We start from the raw sequence: 19,792 nt of genomic DNA, 5'->3' as shown, positions 1-19,792 counted from the left end.
GCCCGCGCAGGGGCGGGCCTTGTTTTCTACCTGCTTTACTCAGCTGTCATAGCCCAGGTTCGGTGCCAGCCAGCGCTCGCTGATCGCCAGTTCCTGGCCCTTGCGCGCGGTGTAGCTCTGCACCTGATCCCTGTCCACCTTGCCGACGGCGAAGTACTGCGCCTGCGGGTGGGCGAAGTACCAGCCGCTGACGGCAGCGGCGGGGAACATGGCGTAGTGGTCGGTGAGGAACACGCCGCTGCGGCCCGGCTTGCCTTCCTCGGCAGTCGGGTCGAGCAGGTCGAACAGGGTGCCCTTCTCGGTGTGATCCGGGCAGGCCGGGTAGCCGGGGGCCGGGCGGATGCCGACGTACTGCTCCTTGATCAACGCCTCGTTGTCCAGCTGCTCGTCCGGCTGGTAGCCCCACCAGTGCTTGCGCACCTCGGCGTGCAGCCACTCGGCGCAGGCCTCGGCGAGGCGGTCGGCCAGGGCCTTGACCATGATCGAGTTGTAGTCGTCGCCCTTGTCTTGGTAGGCCTTGGCCACTTCCTCGGCGCCGATGCCGGCGGTGGTGATGAAGCCGCCCACATAGTCACGAACGCCGCTGTCCTTCGGGGCGACGAAATCGGCCAGCGACAGGTTCGGCTTGCCGTCCGGCTTGATGGTCTGCTGGCGCAGGTGGTGCAGGGTGGCCAGGGGCTGGCCATCGTCGCCGTAGACCTCCAGGTCGTCGTCGTTGACCTGGTTGGCCGGCCAGAAGCCGAATACCGCGCGGGCCTTGATCAGCTTCTCGTCGATCAGTTTTTTCAGCATCGCCTGGGCGTCGTCGAACAAGGCGGTGGCAGCCTCGCCGACCACCTCGTCGGTGAGGATGCGCGGGTACTTGCCGGCCAGGTCCCAGGCGATGAAGAAGGGCGTCCAGTCGATGTACTCGGCCAGGGTCGCCAGGTCGATGTCGTCCAGCAGCTTGACCCCGGTGAAGCTCGGCACCGGCGGCTGGTAGCCGGCCCAGTCGAACTTCGGCTTGTTCTCGATGGCCTTGGCGTAGGGCAGGCGCTCGGTGCGGGCGCTGCGATTGGCGGTGCGCTCGCGCACCTCGACGTAGTCGGCGCGGGTCTTCTCGACGAAGCCGGCCTTCAGTTCCTTGGACAGCAACTGGGTGGCCACGCCCACCGCGCGGGAAGCGTCGGTGACGTAGACCACCGCATCGTTCTGGTACTTGGGCTCGATCTTCACCGCGGTGTGGGCCTTGGAGGTGGTGGCGCCACCGATCATCAGGGGCAGGTTGAAGCCCTGGCGCTGCATTTCGCGGGCGACGTGCACCATCTCGTCGAGCGAGGGTGTGATCAGCCCGGACAGGCCGATGATGTCGCACTTCTCCTCCTTGGCCACCTGGAGGATCTTCTCCGCCGGCACCATCACGCCGAGGTCGACGATGTCGTAGCCGTTGCAGCCCAGCACCACGCCGACGATGTTCTTGCCGATGTCGTGCACGTCGCCCTTGACCGTGGCCATGAGGATCTTGCCCTTGGCCTCCGGCTTGTCGCCTTTCTCCGCCTCGATGAAGGGGATCAGATGGGCCACCGCCTGCTTCATCACCCGCGCCGACTTGACCACCTGGGGCAGGAACATTTTGCCCGAGCCGAACAGGTCGCCAACGATGTTCATGCCGCTCATCAGCGGCCCCTCGATCACCTCGATGGGCCGCGCGCACTGCTGGCGGCATTTCTCGGTGTCCTCGACGATGAAGGCGGTGATGCCCTTGACCAGGGCGTGCTCCAGGCGCTGGTTGACCGGCAGCGAACGCCACTCCTCGTTTTCCACTTCCTTGACGCTGCCGTCGCCCTTGTACTGGTCGGCGATGGCCAGCAGCGCCTCGGTGGCGCCGGCGTTGCGGTTGAGCACGACATCCTCCACGGCGTCGCGCAGCTGCTTGGGAATCTCGTCGTAGATTTCCAGCTGGCCGGCGTTGACGATGCCCATGGTCAGGCCGTTCTGGATCGCGTAGTAGAGGAACACCGAGTGGATCGCCTCGCGCACCGGGTTGTTGCCGCGGAACGAGAACGACACGTTGGACACCCCGCCCGAGCTCAGCGCATAGGGCAGCTTGTCGCGGATATAGGCGCAGGCGTTGATGAAGTCGACCGCGTAGTTGTTGTGTTCCTCGATGCCGGTGGCCACGGCGAAGATGTTCGGGTCGAAGATGATGTCTTCCGGGGGGAAGCCCACTTCATTGACCAGGATGTCGTAGCTGCGCTGGCAGATCTCTTCCTTGCGCGCCTGGGTGTCGGCCTGGCCGGCTTCGTCGAAGGCCATCACCACCACGGCGGCGCCGTAGCGCTTGCACAGCTTGGCGTGGTGCTTGAACTGCTCGACGCCTTCCTTCATGGAGATCGAGTTGACGATGCCCTTGCCCTGGATGCACTTCAGGCCCGCCTCGATCACCTCCCACTTGGAGGAGTCGATCATGATCGGCACGCGGGAGATGTCCGGCTCGCCGGCGATCAGGTTGAGGAACTTCACCATCGCCGCCTTGGAGTCGAGCATGCCCTCGTCCATGTTGATGTCGATCACCTGGGCGCCGGCTTCCACCTGCTGCAGGGCCACCTCCAGGGCTTCGCTGTAGTTTTCCTCGCGGATCAGCCGGGCGAACTTGGCGCTGCCGGTGATGTTGGTGCGCTCGCCGACGTTGACGAACAGCGAGTTGCGATCGATGGTGAAGGGCTCCAGGCCCGACAGGCGGCAGGCCTTGGGGATGTCCGGCAGGGCGCGCGGCGGGTACTTGGCCACGGCCTCGGCGATGGCCTGGATATGCGCCGGTGTGGTGCCGCAGCAGCCACCGATGATGTTGAGGAAGCCCGAGGCGGCGAACTCCTCGACCACCGCGGCCATTTCCGCCGGGCTCTCGTCGTACTCGCCGAAGGCGTTGGGCAGGCCGGCGTTGGGGTGGGCGGAGACATGGGTCTCGGCCTTGGTCGACAGCTCTTCCAGGTAGGGGCGCAGTTCCTTGGCCCCCAGGGCGCAGTTCAGGCCCACGGAGATCGGCTGGGCATGGCGCACCGAGTTCCAGAAGGCCTCGGTGGTCTGCCCGGACAGGGTGCGGCCGGAGGCATCGGTGATGGTGCCGGAAATCATGATCGGCAGTTCGACGCCGTCCTCCTCGAACACCTGCTGCACGGCGAAGATCGCCGCCTTGGCGTTGAGGGTATCGAAGATGGTCTCGATCAGGATCAGGTCGGCGCCGCCCTCGATCAGGCCGCGAGTGGCCTCGGTGTAGTTGTCCACCAGCTCGTCGAAGGTGACGTTGCGGTAGCCGGGGTCATTGACGTCCGGGGAGATCGAGCAGGTACGGCTGGTCGGGCCGAGCACGCCGGCGACGAAGCGCGGGCGGTGCGGGGTCTCGGCGGTCTTGGCGTCGGCCACCGCTCTGGCCAGGCGCGCGCCTTGTACGTTCAGCTCGTAGACCAGCGCCTCCATGCCGTAATCGGCCTGGGAGATCTGGGTGGCGTTGAAGGTGTTGGTCTCGAGGATGTCGGCGCCGGCGTCCAGGTAGGCCTTCTCGATGGCACTGATGACGTCCGGACGGCTGAGGATCAGCAGGTCGTTGTTGCCTTTGACGTCCTGGGGCCAGTCGGCGAAACGCTCGCCGCGGTAGTCTTCTTCCTCCAGCTTGTAGCTCTGGATCATGGTGCCCATGCCGCCATCGAGGATCAGGATGCGCTCCTTCAGGGCGTTCTGGAGGGCTTGGAGGCGGGCGCTGCGATCGGACGAGGGCATGGACGGTACTACCTGAGCAAAGCGGAAACTGTGGGCGGCGATCATAGCAAAGCTGTGCGCTTTTGGAGCAGGTCGGTCATTTGCATGAATGATGCTCATGTTGGCCTGGCCCCCTGGGTGCAGTCGCGACGCGTAGAATCCGGGGATGGCCACAGAGGGAACAGGGATATGCCGTACCGTGCACTGCTGAGCGCCTGCCTGCTGTTCATCTGCCCGGCCTGGGCGACGGAGCCGGTGTCCTATGGCCGCGATGTGCAGCCGATCTTCAGCCGCTACTGCGTCGCTTGCCACGCGTGCTACGACTCGCCCTGCCAGCTCAACCTGGGCAGCGGCGAAGGCTCCGCCCGCGGCGCCCACAAGCTGCCGGTGTACGACGGCGTGCGTACCGAGGCGCAGGCCACCACCCGGCTGTTTCTCGACGCCCAGGGAGCGCAGGCCTGGCGGCGCAAGGGCTTCTTCTCGGTGGTGGAGGGCCAGGACAGCCAGGCCGCATTGATGGCGCGCCTGCTCGAACTGGGGCACCAGACGCCGCTGCCGGCCAATGCCAGGCTGCCGGAGAGTCTGGAGATCGGCATCAAGCGCAGCAACCGGTGTCCGCTGCCGGATGAGTTTTCGACCTACGCCCGGGAGAACCCGCAAGCCGGCATGCCCTTTGCCGTGACCGGCCTGGCCTCGGACGACTACCGGACCCTGCAACGCTGGCTGGCCGAAGGCGCGGCGATCGACCAGCAGGTGTTGCGGCCGAGCACCGCCGAAGCCCGGCAGATAGCCGCGTGGGAAGGCCTGCTCAATGCCGAAGGCGACCGTGAGACGCTGGTCGCGCGCTGGCTGTACGAGCATCTGTTCCTCGCCCACCTGCATTTTGCCGGCGGCGAGCCGGGGCACTTCTTTCAGCTGCTGCGCTCCCGGACACCGAGCGGCCAGTCGGTCGATCCGATCGCCACGCGCCGCCCCAACGAGGACCCGGGCACCGCCTTCTATTACCGTCTGGCGCCGGTGCAGGGCGTGATTGTGCACAAGACCCACATCACCTATGGCCTGAGCGCTGCCAAGCTGGCCCGGGTCAAGGCGCTGTTCTTCGCCGATGACTGGCAGGTGGACAGCCTGCCGGGTTATGGCGCCCAGCGCCGCGCCAACCCCTTCGCGACCTTCGCGGCGATTCCGCCGCAGGCGCGTTACCAGTTCATGCTCGATGACGCCGAGTACTTCGTGCGCACCTTTATCCGCGGCCCGGTCTGCCGCGGGCAGATCGCCACCGACGTGATCCGCGACAACTTCTGGACCCTGTTCCAGGACCCGCGTCACGACCTCTATCTGACCGATGCCGTCTACCGGGCCAGGGCCACCCCGCTTTTGGCCATGCCCGGCCAGTTCGATGCCATCGGCGACCTGCTCGGGCTCTGGCTCGACTACCGCGACAAGCGCAATGAATATGAAAGGCTACGCATGCAGGCCTATGCCACGGCGCCGGCACCGGACTGGTCGCACATCTGGAGCGGCAACGACAACGCGCTGCTGTCGATCTTCCGCCAGCACGACAGCGCCTCGGTGCGCAAGGGCCTGATCGGCGCGGTTCCGCAGACCCTGTGGTGGATGGACTTCCCGCTGCTGGAGCGCACCTATTACCAGTTGGTGGTGAATTTCGACGTGTATGGCAACGTCTCCCACCAGGCGCAGACCCGCCTGTACTTCGACCTGATCCGCAATGGTGCCGAGCAGAACTTCCTGCGTCTGATGCCGGCCGAATCACGCCTGGGGTTGTTGGACGACTGGTACCAGAAGAGTGGCAAGCTGAAGCTGTGGCTGGACTACCCGGGGATCGACAGCCGCTCGGCCAGTGGCCTGTTGCTGCCGCTTGAGGACCCCAAGGGCGGCTTCGCCGAGTCGCTCCTGCTGCGCTACGCCGACTTGAATGCGCGACCGGACCCGATCAATCGCTGCAGCGGCTCGCGCTGCTTCCGCGAGGGAATCGGCAGTGAGCTGCAGGGCGTCGAGCAGGCGCTGAGCCGCCTGGCGAGCAGGCCGGCCGCCGAGCTCAAGGTGATCAACCAGCTCCCGGAAACCACCCTGCTGCGGGTCGAGCAGGCAAACGGGCGGCGCGAGGTCTACAGCCTGCTGCGCAATCGGGCGCACAGCAACGTGGCCTTTATGCTCGGCGAGGCGCTGCGCTATCAGCCTGAGCGCGACACCCTGACCCTCTATCCCGGCGTGCTGAGCAGTTATCCCAACTTCATGTTCAGTCTGAGGGCCGCAGAGGTCCCCGCGTTCGTTGCGGCGCTGGAGCGGGCGAGTGATCCCACGGCGTTCGAGCCTGTGGTAGAACGCTGGGGCATCCGCCGCAGCCATCCCGAATTCTGGCGCTACTTCCACGATCTCGCGGCCTATATCCGCGAGACCGAGCCCATCGAGGCGGCGGTGCTGGATATGAATCGCTACGAAAACCTGTAGCGGGCGCCGCTCGGGTCTATCGCACGACCAGCACCGAGGCGTCGGAGTAGGAGGCGAAATACCCGGCGTTGGAGGCGAACAGGTGTTCCGCCAACCCCGGCACGTGGGAGGCCATGACCACCAGGTCGGCGCCCTGTTCCTTGGCCGCCTTCAACAGGGTCTTGTCCAGGTCTACGGCCGGGTCATGGCTGATATAGGTGGCGGTGCCGACTTTGCTCAGTCCGTACTTCTGCGCCTGAGCCTCGCCGAAGGCCTGCATCTTGGCCGCGAACTCGGTAGGGTTGTGTGCGATGGCACTGGGGGTGTTGCCCGATACGCCGACGTAGCACACGGGCACATCGTAGAGTTTGGCCAGGTCGGCACCGGTATTCAGGGCCTTTTCCAGGCGCTCGACATGGTCTAGGTCGACCGGAATCATGATTTGGCGATACATCAGGGACACTCCTTGCTGATGGCGGGTGGCTTCACCTGCTAAAGCCGCGACTCTCCAGCAAGTATTGCAGATGAATGGCCTGGGCGCGGTCGAGTGCGGATCTTGCCGGTTGGCCCGATGCTTCAGCGGGCACCGGGGCGTTGCCTGGGTAGCCAGCCGCCGACAGCCTGATAGGGGGCCAAATCCCCGGGGGCACTGAGCCAGGCGACTATGGCCTGGCGCTCACCGCGCGGCTCGTGTGGCAGGCGAGTGAGCCAGCGGTTCGGTGTGCTGGCGGCGATCTGTTGCAGGCTCAGCACCACGAAATCATGGGTCAGCAGGCTGCCGGCGTTTTCGCCCCGGCTGACTCGGGTGTGCAGGCCGAACCCCAGGCGCGCGACGTGGGCGATGAGCCCCGCCGGCGCAGTTGCGCTGGCGTCGAAGGCCAGCCGCAGGCTGTCGCCGTCCAGCCGTAACGTCAGTGTGCCAACCTCGGCGCCGCTGGGCAGGTCGAGTGGCTCGCCCCGGAACCAGCCACGCCACTCGCGTCCCGCCAGGATGAAACCCGGGGTGTAGACACTTCGACTGGCGCTGCTGCGTGCATAGCCACGCTGCCGCGCACTGTGAGCCGGATTGGCGAAGGGGTCGGGCCATCCCAGTCGATCCCAGTAATCGACATGGAAGGCCAGGGGAATCAGGCCCTGCCACAGCTGCGGATGCTCGCGCAGCCGGGACAACCAGCGGTCGGCGGGCGGACAGGAACTGCAGCCCTGCGAGGTGAACAGTTCCAGCACCGGTGTGGGCGCCGCGCCGCTGCTGAAACGCAGTAGCTCGGCCCCCTGGGCGATGGGGGCCGACAGCAGCAAGGCGAGCGAAAGGGCAGGCAGCAGCAGGTTCATGGTGGAGCGCTCACGCGGTGACCTAGTCAGTGGACCCGCGGCGCCGGCGATCGTTACACGGCTGCTTATCCGACAGAAACGCTCAGGCTTTAACCAAGCGCGTTGGTTGGCGTACACTGCGCCCATGTTTGCGAGGAGTTGCCATGAGCACCATCACCATTACTGACGCCGCACACGATTATCTCGCCGATCTGCTGAGCAAGCAGAACACCACCGGCATCGGCATCCGCATCTTCATCACCCAGCCGGGCACCCAATATGCGGAAACCTGCATTGCCTATTGCAAGCCGGGCGAGCAGAAGGCCGAGGATACTGCCCTGGCCCTGGCCAGCTTCACCGCCTGGATCGATGCGGTCAGCGAGCCGTTCCTGGAAGATGCCGTGGTCGACTACGCCACCGACCGCATGGGCGGCCAGCTGACCATCAAGGCGCCGAACGCCAAGGTGCCTATGGTCAATGAAGACAGCCCGATCAACGAGCGTATCAACTACTACCTGCAGACCGAGATCAATCCGGGCCTGGCCAGCCATGGCGGCCAGGTCAGCCTGATCGATGTGGTCGATGACGGCATCGCCGTACTGCAGTTCGGCGGCGGCTGCCAGGGCTGCGGCCAGGCGGACGTGACCCTCAAGGAAGGCATCGAGAGGACCTTGCTCGAGCGCATCCCCGAACTCAAAGGGGTGCGCGACGTGACTGACCACAGCAACAAGGAAAATGCCTACTACTGAGGCAGCAGAGCAAGAAAGGCGACCTACGGGTCGCCTTTTTCGTTTATGGCCCGCACACACCTGGGCTGTGCATCTTGGGGCAAGGTGCTGCTATGCTGGCCGAAAATAACAATATGTTTTCCCAAAAAGAGTCTGCGACCTTGTCGATTTCCTCGCTGCTGGTGTGTGATGACTCCAATATGGCGCGTAAGCAGCTGATCCGAGCCTTGCCCGCGGATTGGCCGGTCGCCGTGGTCCAGGCCGTCAACGGCCGAGAAGGGCTCGAAGCCCTGCGCCGCGGCGGCATAGGCTTGGTGCTGCTCGATCTGACGATGCCGGAGCTGGACGGTTATGAGGTCCTGGCCGCCATCCGCGACGAGGCGCTCGATACCCAGGTCATCGTGGTGTCCGGTGACGTTCAGGACGAGGCGATCAAGCGGGTGGCCGAACTCGGCGCCCTGGCCTTCCTGAAGAAACCCGTCGACCCCGAGCTGTTGCGGCGCACCCTGCTCGATTTCGGCCTGCTCGGCGAGCCTTCGCCCGAGTCGGCTGCCGAGATCGACGCCGATGAGCCCAATGTGCAGTTTCGCGATGCTTTCCGCGAAGTGGTGAACGTGGCGATGGGCCAGGCGGCCGCCTTGTTGGCCAGGCAGCTGGATGTGTTCGTCCGCTTGCCGATCCCCAACGTCAATATCCTCGAAGTCGGCGAACTGCACATGGCCCTGGCCAACGCGCAGCAGAGCGACAAGCTGTCGGCGGTGTGTCAGGGCTATATCGGCAGCGGCATCGCCGGCGAGGCGCTGCTGATCTTCCACGACTCCGAAGTGCGTGACATGGCCAAGCTGATGCGCTGGAAGCCGGTCAATCAGGCTGGCGAGCTGGAGATGCTGCTGGACCTGGCCAGCATCCTGATCGGCGCCTGCTTGAGCGGCATCGCCGCGCAGCTCGATGTGAGCTTCTCCCAGGGCCATCCGGTGGTACTCGGCCAGCATTCGCCCATCGAGGAACTGATTCGCGTCAACCAGCGCCGCTGGAGGAAGACCCTGGCGGTCGAGCTCAGCTACAGCCTGGAAGGGCACGACATTCATTTCGACCTGCTGCTGCTCTTCACCGAGGACTCGGTGGCCCGACTTTCCCTTAAAACCGCCTATCTGATGAGCTGATCATGAGCGCACTGCTGGATCTCAACGAGTTTCACTGGCTGATGGCGACCGTGCAGAGCATCGACGTCGGCGTGATCATGCTCGATCGCGAATACCGGGTCGAGATCTGGAACAGCTTCATGGAGAACCACTCCGGGCGCCCGCCCAGCGAGGTTCATCAGCAGTCCTTCTTCGAGGTCTTCCCCGAAGTGGACGAGGACTGGTTCCGCAACAAGCTGGAGACCGTCGCGCTGCTGGGAACGCCTGCCTTCACCATCTGGGAGCAGCGACCCTACCTGGTGCGCTTCAAGAACTACCAGCCGATCACCGGGCAGGAAGACCACATGTATCAGAACGTCACCCTGATACCGCTGCGGGCCACCAACAGCGAGGTCGCACACATCTGCGTGATCATCTACGACGTCACCGAGGTGGCGACCAACAAGCGTCAGCTGCAGGCCGCCAACCTGGAACTCAAACGCCTGTCCAGCACCGATCGGCTCACCGGCCTGAACAACCGCGGGCACTGGGAAGAAGCCCTGCGCCTCGAATATGCCCGCCACCAGCGTTACCGGACCATGGCTTCCCTGGTGATGTTCGATATCGATCACTTCAAGAAGGTCAACGACACCTATGGCCATCAGGCCGGCGACAAGGTGATTCAGGGCGTTGCCAACCTGGTGTTGGCGCATGTGCGCACCAACGACATCGCCGGCCGATACGGTGGCGAAGAGTTCGCCGTGCTGCTGCCGGACACCGATGCCAAGGGTGCACAGCTGTTCGCCGAGCGCTTGCGTCTGGCCGTCGAGGCCATGCGGGTGGAGCACGATGGCGTGGTCATCCCGGTGACCATCAGTCTTGGGGTTGCCGACCTTGCTCCGCCCAGCACTGGCCACGAGCAACTTATCGAGTGGGCCGATCACGCCCTCTATGCTTCCAAGAAAGGCGGGCGCAACCGCACCAGCCTTCACCAGGTTCCCGTCTAGGCTCGGTTACACCTGCGGGTCGGCCTCAGGCGCTGACCCCGGCCCGCCTAAAGGGCCGTCAGCACTCCGTCGTTACCAGTACTGCGGATAGCGACCGCCGCGCGTGGCGTTGTTGTACAGCAGCGCCACTGCGATCAGCAGTAGCCCTCCGAACAGCGTGGGGAACAGCAGGAAGTCCCAGCCCGGCAGGGCGAGAAAGATGATCACCGGATTCGAGCCCGCCGGCGGGTGGACGCTGCGAGTCAGCATCATCAGGGCGATGGCGCTGCCTACTGCGAGCGAAAGCGACCACCACTGCGGGCCAAGCAGATGCAGAAACAGCAGACCGGTCAGGCTACTCAACAGGTGCCCGACCAGCACATTGCGTGGCTGCGAGAAGGGCAATTCGGGGTAGCCGAATACCAGCACGCAGGATGCGCCGAAGGATCCCAGCAGTAGACCCAGTGATAGCACCTCGGCGACGTTGGCCACGCAGGCTATGGCCAGAGCGCCGCCGAGCCAAGCCAGCGCTATCTGCCGGGCTGGTGCGCGGGGTGGCAGGGCGCTGGCTTGGCTGCGGAGTTTGTGAAGGTAAGGCGTCATCGGGGGCTCTCGGTGTTGGGGTTGCAGATTGTGCTCGTTGGCATCAGGCGAATCGCTCGGCGTAGGCCTGGGGGCTGACGGATAGATGCTTGTGGAAGGCCCGACGCAGGTTCTCCGGGTGGCCGAAGCCGGTGAGGCGTGCCACCGTGGAGATCGAGGCGTTGGCGTTCTGCAACAGTTGACGGGCAGTCTCCAGGCGGATGCGTTCGACATAGCGACCGGGTCCCATGCCCAGCTCCTCGACGAATACCCGCGACAGGGTGCGCGGTGCCATACAGGCCTGGGCGGCCAGCGCCTCCACCGAAAGGTCATCGGCCAGGTGAGCGGGAATCCAGTCGAGCAGGGCGGCCAGGCGCGGTATGCGACTGGGGTCGGGGGCAAGCAGAGCACTGAACTGGGCCTGGCCGCCGGGTCGGCGCAGGAACATCACCAGCCGACGGGCCACGGCCAGGGCCATGGGGCGGCCGAGATCGGCCTCCACCAGCGCCAGGGCCAGGTCGATACCGGCGGTTACGCCGGCTGAGGTGAATATGTGCGCATCGCCGCCCGGGTCATCGGCTGAGTAGGTGTGCAGGCAATCGCCCTGCACCTCGACCTGCGGATGAGCCTCGCGCAGCCTGCCCACATCGGCCCAGTGGGTGGTGGCGCGGCGGCCATCGAGCAGTCCGGCGGCCGCCAGGATCAGGGCGCCGGAGCAGACCGAGCCGAGACGGCGTACCCGAGGTTCCGCCGCGCGCAGCCAGCTCAGCAGTTGCGGGTTCTGGCACTGCTGCCGTTCGCCGGCGCCGCCGGGAATCAGCAGAGTATCGATGTGGGTCGCGTCGGTCTGCTCCCAGGCCTGTTCGGCGAGTAGCTGCACGCCGGCCGAGGTGGCGATCGCGCCCGCCTGGGGGCCGAGCACCAGCAATCTGTAGCTGGGCGGCAACCCCTGGCGTCGGCGTTCGTCGTTGGAGGAGGCGAATACCTGTAGCGGGCCGGTCACGTCGAGGCTCATGACGTCCGGGTAGATCAGGCAGGCGATGGTTTTCGGTGCATCCATGGGGAGGTCTCGGTGAGCAATGGATGCAGTCTGCGCTCAGCGAGGGGATGGCAACAAGGACACTAAGCCCACGGATAATGCCAGTTCGTGGGCTGGCCCGAGCACGAGGTGCCAGCAGTGATCCGTCCGCGCGGCGTTGGGCGCCGCGCGGACCGGGGAGCCTGTCGCCGGGCGATTTACTCCGGCATGCTCCAGGGCGCGAGGTTGAAACCCTGCTTACTGAGCTCCTGGCGGGACTGTTCCAGCACCTTGGCCAGCTTGTCCGGGTCGCTGTAGATGCTGCTGGGCAGCTGGGTTCTACCGAGCAGGCGAGTGCTGGTGCGGTCGATGACCGTCAGACTCAGCTCGCCGGTGCCGTCTTGCGGCGACCAGGCAACGCATTGGAAGGGCTTGAAGGCGCGATCGGCGATGAGCAGTGCTTCGTTGAAACGCAGCGGGGCATCCATGGGGTTCTCCGAGGTGATCCCAAAGTGTGTAGGGACAGCGGCATGAGTGCGCGCTGGCCGGTCATAGCTGTTGATGACCGACCCTGACTAATAAGTCACATGGCCGAAGCGAAAAGTTCAACTGGTTCACGGAAGCTGTCGCTCAACTGTTCGGCAATGTCGGAAATCACCAATATTCTCCCGGCTTCGAGCCCGGAAGATGGCCAATCGCTAGCGTTTGTGCGTGTTTCGGAAGGCTGCCGTTCGTCGGCGTTGCTGTATGAAAAGTGAACGATTTCAACTTCGCTCGCTCAGAGAGTAGCCATTTGAGGACGGCCGACTTAGCGTCGACCTCACCCAATCAGGAGCTCTTTCTCGGATGCACGACATCAGGTGCGGGGGAGCTTTTTACCTTTGAAAGAGGAAATCGAATGATGAGCAGTTCATTCGCCAAGTAGTAGTGCATTTGATGTTTCGCCACAGAAACCGCAAAGCAGCACTGGAGTCATTTCTTCACTGCAAATGTAGAAACTCGCTGAACCAAGTCAATCGATCTGTTTGGTTCACCCAGCAAGAAGTAGAGGTATCCCATGGATCTGAGCACTATCGCCGCGTTCTTTGAGCAGCAAGCAACCATGGAGTTTATGCGCCTAGGGATTGTGTACGCGCACCTGATCGCCTGCTGTGTCGCCATCGGCATGGTACTGACCAGCGACTTCGCCATGATCAAAGAGTTGTTCAAGGGCGGAAACTCCCATCTGCAGGACAGCCAGCATATGGAAAGCCTGCAGAAGTCCGTTTCCATTGCCCTGGCGGTGCTCTGGGTCAGTGGCGTGGCGATCATCTGGCTGGATATCAGTGCCAGTGGCTTGTCCTACCTGCTCAACCCCAAGCTGCAGGCGAAGATCGCCATCGTCATGCTGCTGACCTTCAACGGCATGCTGCTGCACGGCCTGGTATTGCCGGCGCTGCAGAAGGCCGGCTCGCTGCTCAAGCTGAAGTTCAGCATGCGCATGTTTGCACTGTTTGCCGGCGCGCTGTCGGGTGTGTCCTGGTTCTACGCGGCGATGCTGGGCATCGGTCGTCCGCTGTCCTGGAAGTATTCGCTGACCGAGATTCTCGCCGCCTATCCGGTGATGATCGTCGGTGGCTTCATCGCGATGGTGCTGCTCACCCAGTGGGCGAAGAAGCGCGAGGAAGCCGGCGCGGCTCAGGCAGCTGGCAGCGAGGTGGTGCGCAACCCGGCGCTGGCGGCGTGGTAATCGCTGATCGCTGAACCTCGCAGGTTTGGCCGCTCCCCGCGCTGATTGAAGCGTGCGGGAAGGACGCCCCGGAACACAGGCAACCCTCGAGGGTTGCCATGGGTTCCGGGGCGTTTTGTTTGGCCGCTCAGCCGCCGGAGGCTTTCGGCGCAGTGCAGGCGTTCAGGACCCGCTGCAGGTACTGCGCGACATAGCGCTGAAAGCGCCGATCCTGCCAATAGGCGAGGTGGCTCAGCGGCGTGTGGCGTTTGTACCAGGGCCCGACGGGCATGGCGCGATCTTCGTGGACCACGCTCGCATAGCCCGGTATCGGCCGTAACGGATAGCCGAGGATGTCCGCTGGCGCGTAGAGATTGAGCCAGCGCGCCCGATCGCGCACGGGTTCGCTCAGGCAGTGGCCGGGGAAGCGGATCGGTACCACCGGGTCGTAGGCGAAGGTGAACAGCGGGATGTTGCAGCCGAAGGTGACCAGGCCGGCCAGGGTTTCCAGGCCCAGGAAGGGGTCGTGGGGGCAGGACGCGGTGCGGTTGATGCGCTGCTGATCCCAGACGAAATTGGAGAAGATGTGCCCGCCCAGGGAGTGGGCAAGCACCACCAGCGGGGTATGGGAATCGACCCGGGCGCGCAGACGGTTGAGACCGTTGCGCAGGCATTGGTGGACCTCCTCGTAGGTGGTGTCATAGGCCTGGCTGACCTGGCGATAGCCGCTGGCATCACCGAGGAACAGGGTGACGATGCGCCGCAACCAGCGCCAGCGCACTGGCTGCCCGCGCAGTTGGTCGAGGTAGGCCAGCTGGCGTTTGTCCAGCACGCTCGCCCAGTACAGGCTCTGGAAGGCCACCTGGTCGGCGTCGACGCCCAGGCGCTGGCGCAGGCCGGCGATCAGCTCCTGGGCGAAGGCGTGCTGGCCGTCGCCGTCGCGAATGTCGGGTTGGGTGCCGATGCCGTGGATGATGGCGACCGCCAGTTTCATACAGATCCGTCCTTGGTTGCGTGGCGCGTAAAACTAGCCGCCCGCGGCCCTCCCTGGCAATCGCGGCGCGGCTTAGAGCGCCACCATGCGCTCGGCCAGTGTGCCGCCCTCCACCAGTTCGAGGAACTCGTCACCAAGCCGGCGGCTTTCGTCCATGGCCTGGCGCCAGTAGCGTCGGCGACCACCGTCGTCGCCCAGGTAACGGCTGAAATCCTTGCGGTCTGGCAGCTTGCCATGGGGCAGGCGGGCGAGGTAGTCCGCCGATGGAGCGAGCAGCAGCACGTCCTGCAGGCGCCCGCCGTCGCCACGCCGCCAGGACATGCCCTTGTCGAACCAGCCGGGGATGATCCGATCGGTGAAGTGCGGGTAGAGCACGATATCGTTGCCGCTGTACGGCAGGTCGAGGTGGTAGTCGAGCAGGCCGCCGTCGCGGTAGGTGCCGGGGCCGACCCCGGGTATGTCGCGCACGCCCTGCATGATCATGGGGATCGAGCCGGAGGCGAGCAGGGCGTGGCGCAGGTTGTGCGGGCCCAGTGGCAGGCAGCGCGAAGGAAAGTCCCGTAGCGGCGCCAAGGGCGGGGCCTGGCGGTCGTCATGCAGGATGATCCGTTCGAAATGCCGGGCCAGGCGTGGCCTGCCGAGCAGGTTGTTGCCGATGACCGCCGACAGGCCGAGGCCCAGTGCGGCACGGTGATCGTGTTGCAGCAGGCCCTGGCTGCGCACCAGTACGATGTTCAGGCGATAGTGGGGATTGTTCAGCACCTGGGCGTCGCGACCCTCGAGCAGCTGCTCGAGCATCAGCCGGCAGCTGTTCGAGACCTCGGCCATGCTCACGCCTTTGGCGAACTGCTGCTGGGTATACAGCTCGCCAAGACGGCGAATGCCGGCGCCGGCATCGTCCAGGCAGGCGCTGGCGAAGCGCCAGGAGCCGATCGAGGCGCCGATCAGCGCGCGCTCGCGCGGGGCGCGGGGCAGCCAGTCACCGAACAGCGCCAGGTCCAGGCCCTGAATGCCCAGGGCCTTGGGGCCACCGGCGGCGCCGGGCAGGATGCCGACGTCCGCCGGTTGCAGGCCATGCTGGCGAATGCGCGCCATGGCCCGGGAACCGGCCTTGATCGTCAGGGCAGGGGACTTGATGTGAATCGCGCTCATGCTCGCCTCCGTCGTCGGGGGCGTGATTATACGGCTAGTAGCGGTCGATCCCCGGGCACTTCACCGGGTGAATGACGGGACCCAGCGTCGCATGGCGTTGGCGAGGGTCCGGTCGTCCTGGCGATGCACGCTGACGCAGAGCGGCAGCGGCCTCGTGCGTCAATCCGGCGTGGCGGAACCTGGAAGCTGTCGCGCCCCTCGGACACCGGGGCCGGCGGCGCGACGCCTTCCGGCGGGTCTCAGACGCGGAACTGATCCATCAGGCTCTGTTGATGGTTGGCCAGGCGGTTGAGGTTCTGGCTGACCTGGGCGGACTCGTCGGCTTGGTTGGAGATGGCTTCGGTGACGTCGCGTATCGAGGCGACGTTGCGGTTGATCTCTTCGGCGACCGAGCTCTGTTCCTCGGCGGCGCTGGCGATCTGCAGGTTCATCTCGGTGATCACGCTGACCGCCTGGCTGATGCGCTGCAGCGCGGCGACCGCCTGTTCGACCTGGGCAACGCTGCCCTGGGCCTGGCGGTGGCTGCTGTGCATGGTGCTGACCACCTCGCGGGTGCCGCTCTGCAGGCCTTCGATCACCTGGCGGATCTCTTCCACCGAGTCCTGGGTGCGCTTGGCCAGGTTGCGCACCTCATCGGCGACCACGGCGAAGCCGCGCCCGGCCTCGCCGGCGCGGGCCGCCTCGATGGCGGCGTTGAGTGCCAGCAGGTTGGTCTGTTCGGCGATCGAGCGGATCACCTCCAGCACCGAGCCGATCTGTTCGCTGCTGCTGGCCAGGCCCTCGACCTCCTGCATGGCCACGTTCATCTCGTTGGCCAGCAGCTCGATGGAGGAGGTGGTCTGGCCGATCACCCCGAGCCCTTCGTGGCTGGCCTGGTCGGCCGTGCGCGCCGCCTCGGCGGCCTGGGCGGCGTTATGCGCGACATCCTGGGCGGTGGCGCTCATTTCCTGGAAGGCGGTGGCCACATGGTCGACCTCGCGGAACTGCTGCTGCATGCCGGCGCTGGTCTGGCTGGCGATGGCCGCGGACTGGTCGGCGGTGCTGCGGGCGTCCTGCACGCTGCGTTTGACGTCGGCGATGACCGGCTGCAACTTGTCGAGGAAGCGGTTGAACCAGCCGGCCAGCTCGCCCAGTTCGTCCTGTTTGGCGTATGCCAGGCGGCGGGTCAGGTCGCCTTCGCCGCTGGCGATGTCCTTGAGCATGGCGGCCACTCCGAGGATGGGCCGGGTCACCCCGCGTGCCGTCAGCCACATCAGCAGCAGGCCGGCGAGAACCGCGACCAGGCCGATCAGCAGGCTCAGGCTGCTGTCCGCGGTGCGGCGGCTGTCGAGCTGGTTCTCCAGCTGCCGGGCCGGGCCGAGCAGGACCTGCTCGGGCACTTCCAGCAGCACGCTCCAGTTCTTGGCCTCGGGAATCGGCTTGAAGGGTTGCAGCACGCGCATCATCTCGCCGTGTTGCAACTCGGCGGCCTGGCCATTGCTGATCAGCGGACGCAACTCGCCGGAATGCTCGCCGTAGGCCTTGTCGACGGCGGCGCTGAGCAGCTTGGCGTCGCGGCTGTGGCCGGCGAGCAGGGCCGCCGGGCTGAAGATGCTGATATGGCCTTCGCCGGCGTAGAGCTCCTGATTAGCCTGCAGGCTCAACTGCTGAAGGCTGTCCAGGCTGATGTCCACACCCATGACACCGATCACCTTGCCCTCAAGCTCGAGGGGAAAGGCGATGCTGGTCATCAGCACCTGGCGGCCACCGACCTCGTCGTAGTAGGGCTCCAGCACGCAGGCCTTGCGGCTGTCGCGCGGGCAGGTGTACCAGGCGTTGTAGGGATCGCCGCTGGGGCCGACCTTGGTATCGCCGAGCATCTCCTCGCTCATCGACTCGGATTCCAGCGTGCCCGGCGAGGGTTGCGACCAGTAGAGCGAGAAACGCCCCTGCTCGTTGCTGCCCAGCGCGGGCTGGTCGACGAACAGCTCGTCCTTGCCGTCCAGGGCATTGGGTTCGAACACCAGATACAGGCCGAGCAGGTCGGGGTTGGCCTCCAGGCTGCTGCGTACCTGCCGGGTCAGGTCCTCGCGCAGGTCGAAGGCGTCGAGGAAGCGTTTCTTCGCCTGGTCGCGCAGGAACAGGATCTGCCGGGAAAAGCCCGTGCCGTATTGATAGGCGTCCATGAAGTAGCGCTGGATGCGGATCGCCTGCAGTTCGCCGCGGGCCTGCAGGCGCAACTTGGCGCTGTTCTTGAGCATGTCACTGCTGGAGCTGCGCACCAGCTCGGCGGTGCTGGTCGACTGGTAGAGCGAGGCGCCCACCAGCAGGGTGACGATGAGAACCAGGCAGAGTCCCGCCAATAGGGTGATCTTCAGCTGAATGGACAGGCGGCTGGGCGACATGCGGCGCTCCTTATTATTCGTAAAACGGCTTATTCGTTGACCATCGGCGGGCGTCGACTTTTCTTGAACGCTAATCGGCTGGCGCGCTGGATTCGCCGGCAACTTCGGACGCTCGGCCATAGGGTGCGGTGAAATTATGCACGCCTCGATCATTATTTCGCACGGCTATTTTTGACAGCAGTGCTGGGTTGCGGCAGAGTGCGCGGCTTTTTGCGCCAGCCACGCCCCCTGTGGCCATCGCCAGACGTGCGCAAACATCGAGGAGTGCTTCATGAATGCAGTAATCGCAGCGGTCGGCGTCATGCTGATCCTCAGCCTGTGCCGGGTGCATGTGGTGATCGCCCTGATCATCGGTGCATTGCTCGGCGGCCTGCTCGGTGGCCTGGGGGTGGAGGGCACGCTGGATGCCTTCAACCAGGGCCTGGGCGGCGGCGCTACCGTGGCCCTGTCCTATGCCCTGCTCGGCGCCTTCGCCGTGGCCATCGCCAAGTCCGGACTGGCCCATGCCCTGTCCGACAAGGCCCTGGCCATGGTCGGTCGGCAGCAGGACGCGGGCGGGGCCTGGCTCAAGTGGCTGCTGCTGGGCCTGCTGCTGGCCGTGGCCATCGCCTCGCAGAACATCCTGCCGATCCATATCGCCTTCATTCCCCTGCTGGTGCCGCCGCTGCTCTATGTCCTGAGCAGGCTGCAACTGGATCGCCGCTTGATCGCCTGTGTGCTGACCTTCGGCCTGATCACCCCCTACATGTTCCTGCCGGTGGGCTTCGGCGGGATCTTCCTGCATGAGATCCTGCTGGCCAACGTGGCCAAGGCCGGGGTGGATACCAGTGGCATCAGCGTGAGCCAGGCGATGGCGATTCCGGCGCTGGGCATGCTGCTGGGGCTGCTGGTGGCGGTGCTGCTGAGCTACCGCGGCAAGCGCGTCTACGACCTGGCGAAGATCGAGCGGGTCGAGCGCGTGGACGTGAGCTACAACCCCTTGAGCCTGCTGGTGGCCGGTGTGGCCATCGCCGCCGCCTTTGTCGTGCAGTTGTGGTTGGACTCGATGATCATCGGCGCCCTGGTGGGCTTCGTGATCTTCTCGCTGTCCGGGGTGGTGCGCTGGAAGGAGGCCGACGGCCTGTTCACCGAAGGCATGAAGATGATGGCGATGATCGGCTTCATCATGATCGCCGCCGGCGGCTTCGCCGAGGTCATGAAGGCCACCGGCGAGGTGAGCACCCTGGTCGACGGCGCTGCGCAGCTGATCGGCCACGACAAGGCCATCGGCGCGCTGCTGATGCTGCTGGTCGGCCTGCTGGTGACCATGGGCATCGGCTCGTCTTTCTCGACCGTGCCGATCATCGCTGCGATCTTCGTGCCGCTGGGGCTGCAACTGGGTTTCAGCCCGCTGGCCATCGTCAGCATCGTCGGCACCGCCGGGGCCCTGGGCGATGCCGGCTCGCCGGCTTCCGATTCGACCCTCGGGCCGACCGCGGGCCTGAACGTCGATGGCCAGCACAATCACATCTGGGACAGCGTGGTGCCGACCTTCCTGCACTACAACCTGCCGCTGCTGGCGTTTGGCTGGCTGGCGGCGATGGTGCTGTAGCGCCAACGGTGCGGGGAGAGGGCTCATCAGCGGG

General features: G+C 65.2%; 14 protein-coding genes and 2 pseudogenes. 6 read left to right on the top strand and 10 right to left on the bottom strand.

What is annotated here, in order from left to right; genetic code table 11:
- Positions 1–39 precede the first annotated feature (39 nt).
- Entirely contained in the window at positions 40–3,801 is a 3,762-nt protein-coding gene (metH, locus tag ACSX1D_RS11710) for a methionine synthase (RefSeq protein WP_439858683.1), read from the bottom strand.
- Positions 3,802–3,924: 123 nt separating this feature from the next.
- On the opposite strand from metH, the gene ACSX1D_RS11705 reads away from it, so the two are divergent.
- Entirely contained in the window at positions 3,925–6,204 is a 2,280-nt protein-coding gene (locus ACSX1D_RS11705) for a fatty acid cis/trans isomerase (protein ID WP_439858682.1), read from the top strand.
- A 16-nt stretch (positions 6,205–6,220) separates the two neighbouring features.
- Here the strand turns inward: ACSX1D_RS11705 and ACSX1D_RS11700 are convergent, their stop codons facing one another.
- The gene (locus ACSX1D_RS11700; protein WP_208706950.1) at positions 6,221–6,637 is read right to left on the bottom strand and encodes a universal stress protein; all 417 of its coding nucleotides are present in this window, start codon (positions 6,635–6,637) and stop codon (positions 6,221–6,223) included.
- A 122-nt stretch (positions 6,638–6,759) separates the two neighbouring features.
- The gene (locus ACSX1D_RS11695; protein ID WP_439858681.1) at positions 6,760–7,515 is read right to left on the bottom strand and encodes a DUF1223 domain-containing protein; all 756 of its coding nucleotides are present in this window, start codon (positions 7,513–7,515) and stop codon (positions 6,760–6,762) included.
- 143 nt (positions 7,516–7,658) lie between these two features.
- Between ACSX1D_RS11695 and nfuA the strand changes: the two genes are divergently transcribed.
- From nfuA to ACSX1D_RS11680, 3 genes are all read left to right on the top strand, one after another.
- Positions 7,659–8,243 (top strand): Fe-S biogenesis protein NfuA, encoded by a 585-nt coding sequence (gene nfuA / locus ACSX1D_RS11690; protein WP_208706948.1) that lies wholly within the window; start codon positions 7,659–7,661, stop codon positions 8,241–8,243.
- Positions 8,244–8,383: 140 nt separating this feature from the next.
- The gene (locus tag ACSX1D_RS11685) at positions 8,384–9,385 is read left to right on the top strand and encodes a response regulator (protein WP_208706947.1); all 1,002 of its coding nucleotides are present in this window, start codon (positions 8,384–8,386) and stop codon (positions 9,383–9,385) included.
- 2 nt (positions 9,386–9,387) lie between these two features.
- Positions 9,388–10,350 carry a sensor domain-containing diguanylate cyclase gene (locus tag ACSX1D_RS11680; protein WP_208706946.1) on the top strand — a complete coding sequence of 321 codons (963 nt, stop codon included), beginning with the start codon at positions 9,388–9,390 and terminating at the stop codon, positions 10,348–10,350.
- A gap of 72 nt (positions 10,351–10,422) precedes the next feature.
- Here the strand turns inward: ACSX1D_RS11680 and ACSX1D_RS11675 are convergent, their stop codons facing one another.
- From ACSX1D_RS11675 to ACSX1D_RS11665, 3 genes are all read right to left on the bottom strand, one after another.
- Positions 10,423–10,932 (bottom strand): HPP family protein, encoded by a 510-nt coding sequence (locus ACSX1D_RS11675; RefSeq protein WP_439858680.1) that lies wholly within the window; start codon positions 10,930–10,932, stop codon positions 10,423–10,425.
- A 43-nt stretch (positions 10,933–10,975) separates the two neighbouring features.
- Positions 10,976–11,971: a GlxA family transcriptional regulator gene (locus ACSX1D_RS11670; protein ID WP_439858679.1), complete on the bottom strand. Its 996-nt coding sequence runs from the start codon at positions 11,969–11,971 to the stop codon at positions 10,976–10,978.
- A 176-nt stretch (positions 11,972–12,147) separates the two neighbouring features.
- Positions 12,148–12,417, bottom strand: a complete 270-nt coding sequence (locus tag ACSX1D_RS11665) for a hypothetical protein (protein WP_208706943.1) — start codon at positions 12,415–12,417, stop codon at positions 12,148–12,150.
- 569 nt (positions 12,418–12,986) lie between these two features.
- Here ACSX1D_RS11665 and ACSX1D_RS11660 point away from each other — a divergent pair.
- Entirely contained in the window at positions 12,987–13,658 is a 672-nt protein-coding gene (locus ACSX1D_RS11660; protein WP_208706942.1) for a hypothetical protein, read from the top strand.
- A gap of 127 nt (positions 13,659–13,785) precedes the next feature.
- Here ACSX1D_RS11660 and ACSX1D_RS11655 read toward each other — a convergent pair whose 3' ends face one another.
- The 4 genes and pseudogenes from ACSX1D_RS11655 to ACSX1D_RS11640 all read right to left on the bottom strand — a co-directional run.
- Positions 13,786–14,631 (bottom strand): hypothetical protein, encoded by an 846-nt coding sequence (locus ACSX1D_RS11655; protein WP_439858678.1) that lies wholly within the window; start codon positions 14,629–14,631, stop codon positions 13,786–13,788.
- 72 nt (positions 14,632–14,703) lie between these two features.
- The gene (locus tag ACSX1D_RS11650) at positions 14,704–15,783 is read right to left on the bottom strand and encodes a patatin-like phospholipase family protein (protein WP_439858677.1); all 1,080 of its coding nucleotides are present in this window, start codon (positions 15,781–15,783) and stop codon (positions 14,704–14,706) included.
- 239 nt (positions 15,784–16,022) lie between these two features.
- Positions 16,023–16,535 (bottom strand): annotated as a pseudogene (locus ACSX1D_RS11645) (methyl-accepting chemotaxis protein); the annotation flags it as partial.
- A 393-nt stretch (positions 16,536–16,928) separates the two neighbouring features.
- A pseudogene (locus tag ACSX1D_RS11640) lies at positions 16,929–17,948 on the bottom strand (cache domain-containing protein); the annotation flags it as partial.
- A 490-nt stretch (positions 17,949–18,438) separates the two neighbouring features.
- Here ACSX1D_RS11640 and ACSX1D_RS11635 point away from each other — a divergent pair.
- Positions 18,439–19,758 (top strand): Na+/H+ antiporter family protein, encoded by a 1,320-nt coding sequence (locus ACSX1D_RS11635; protein ID WP_208706938.1) that lies wholly within the window; start codon positions 18,439–18,441, stop codon positions 19,756–19,758.
- The last annotated feature ends 34 nt before the right edge of the window (positions 19,759–19,792 follow it).

Origin of the sequence: Pseudomonas sp. MBLB4136 (genome assembly GCF_051904765.1) — a bacterium.
In the GTDB taxonomy this organism is placed as follows: domain Bacteria; phylum Pseudomonadota; class Gammaproteobacteria; order Pseudomonadales; family Pseudomonadaceae; genus Aquipseudomonas.
Note: the sequence above shows the minus strand (reverse complement) of the source record. Positions and strands in the feature narration are given on the sequence as shown.

Excerpts from the sequence above, each read along its gene's own strand:
- metH (WP_439858683.1), bottom strand. The coding sequence starts at position 3,801 with ATGATCGCCGCCCACAGTTTCCGCTTTGCTCAGGTAGTACCGTCCATG.
- ACSX1D_RS11705 (WP_439858682.1), top strand. The coding sequence starts at position 3,925 with ATGCCGTACCGTGCACTGCTGAGCGCCTGCCTGCTGTTCATCTGCCCG.
- ACSX1D_RS11700 (WP_208706950.1), bottom strand. The coding sequence starts at position 6,637 with ATGTATCGCCAAATCATGATTCCGGTCGACCTAGACCATGTCGAGCGC.
- ACSX1D_RS11695 (WP_439858681.1), bottom strand. The coding sequence starts at position 7,515 with ATGAACCTGCTGCTGCCTGCCCTTTCGCTCGCCTTGCTGCTGTCGGCC.
- nfuA (WP_208706948.1), top strand. The coding sequence starts at position 7,659 with ATGAGCACCATCACCATTACTGACGCCGCACACGATTATCTCGCCGAT.
- ACSX1D_RS11680 (WP_208706946.1), top strand. The coding sequence starts at position 9,388 with ATGAGCGCACTGCTGGATCTCAACGAGTTTCACTGGCTGATGGCGACC.
- ACSX1D_RS11675 (WP_439858680.1), bottom strand. The coding sequence starts at position 10,932 with ATGACGCCTTACCTTCACAAACTCCGCAGCCAAGCCAGCGCCCTGCCA.
- ACSX1D_RS11670 (WP_439858679.1), bottom strand. The coding sequence starts at position 11,971 with ATGGATGCACCGAAAACCATCGCCTGCCTGATCTACCCGGACGTCATG.
- ACSX1D_RS11665 (WP_208706943.1), bottom strand. The coding sequence starts at position 12,417 with ATGGATGCCCCGCTGCGTTTCAACGAAGCACTGCTCATCGCCGATCGC.
- ACSX1D_RS11660 (WP_208706942.1), top strand. The coding sequence starts at position 12,987 with ATGGATCTGAGCACTATCGCCGCGTTCTTTGAGCAGCAAGCAACCATG.
- ACSX1D_RS11655 (WP_439858678.1), bottom strand. The coding sequence starts at position 14,631 with ATGAAACTGGCGGTCGCCATCATCCACGGCATCGGCACCCAACCCGAC.
- ACSX1D_RS11650 (WP_439858677.1), bottom strand. The coding sequence starts at position 15,783 with ATGAGCGCGATTCACATCAAGTCCCCTGCCCTGACGATCAAGGCCGGT.
- ACSX1D_RS11635 (WP_208706938.1), top strand. The coding sequence starts at position 18,439 with ATGAATGCAGTAATCGCAGCGGTCGGCGTCATGCTGATCCTCAGCCTG.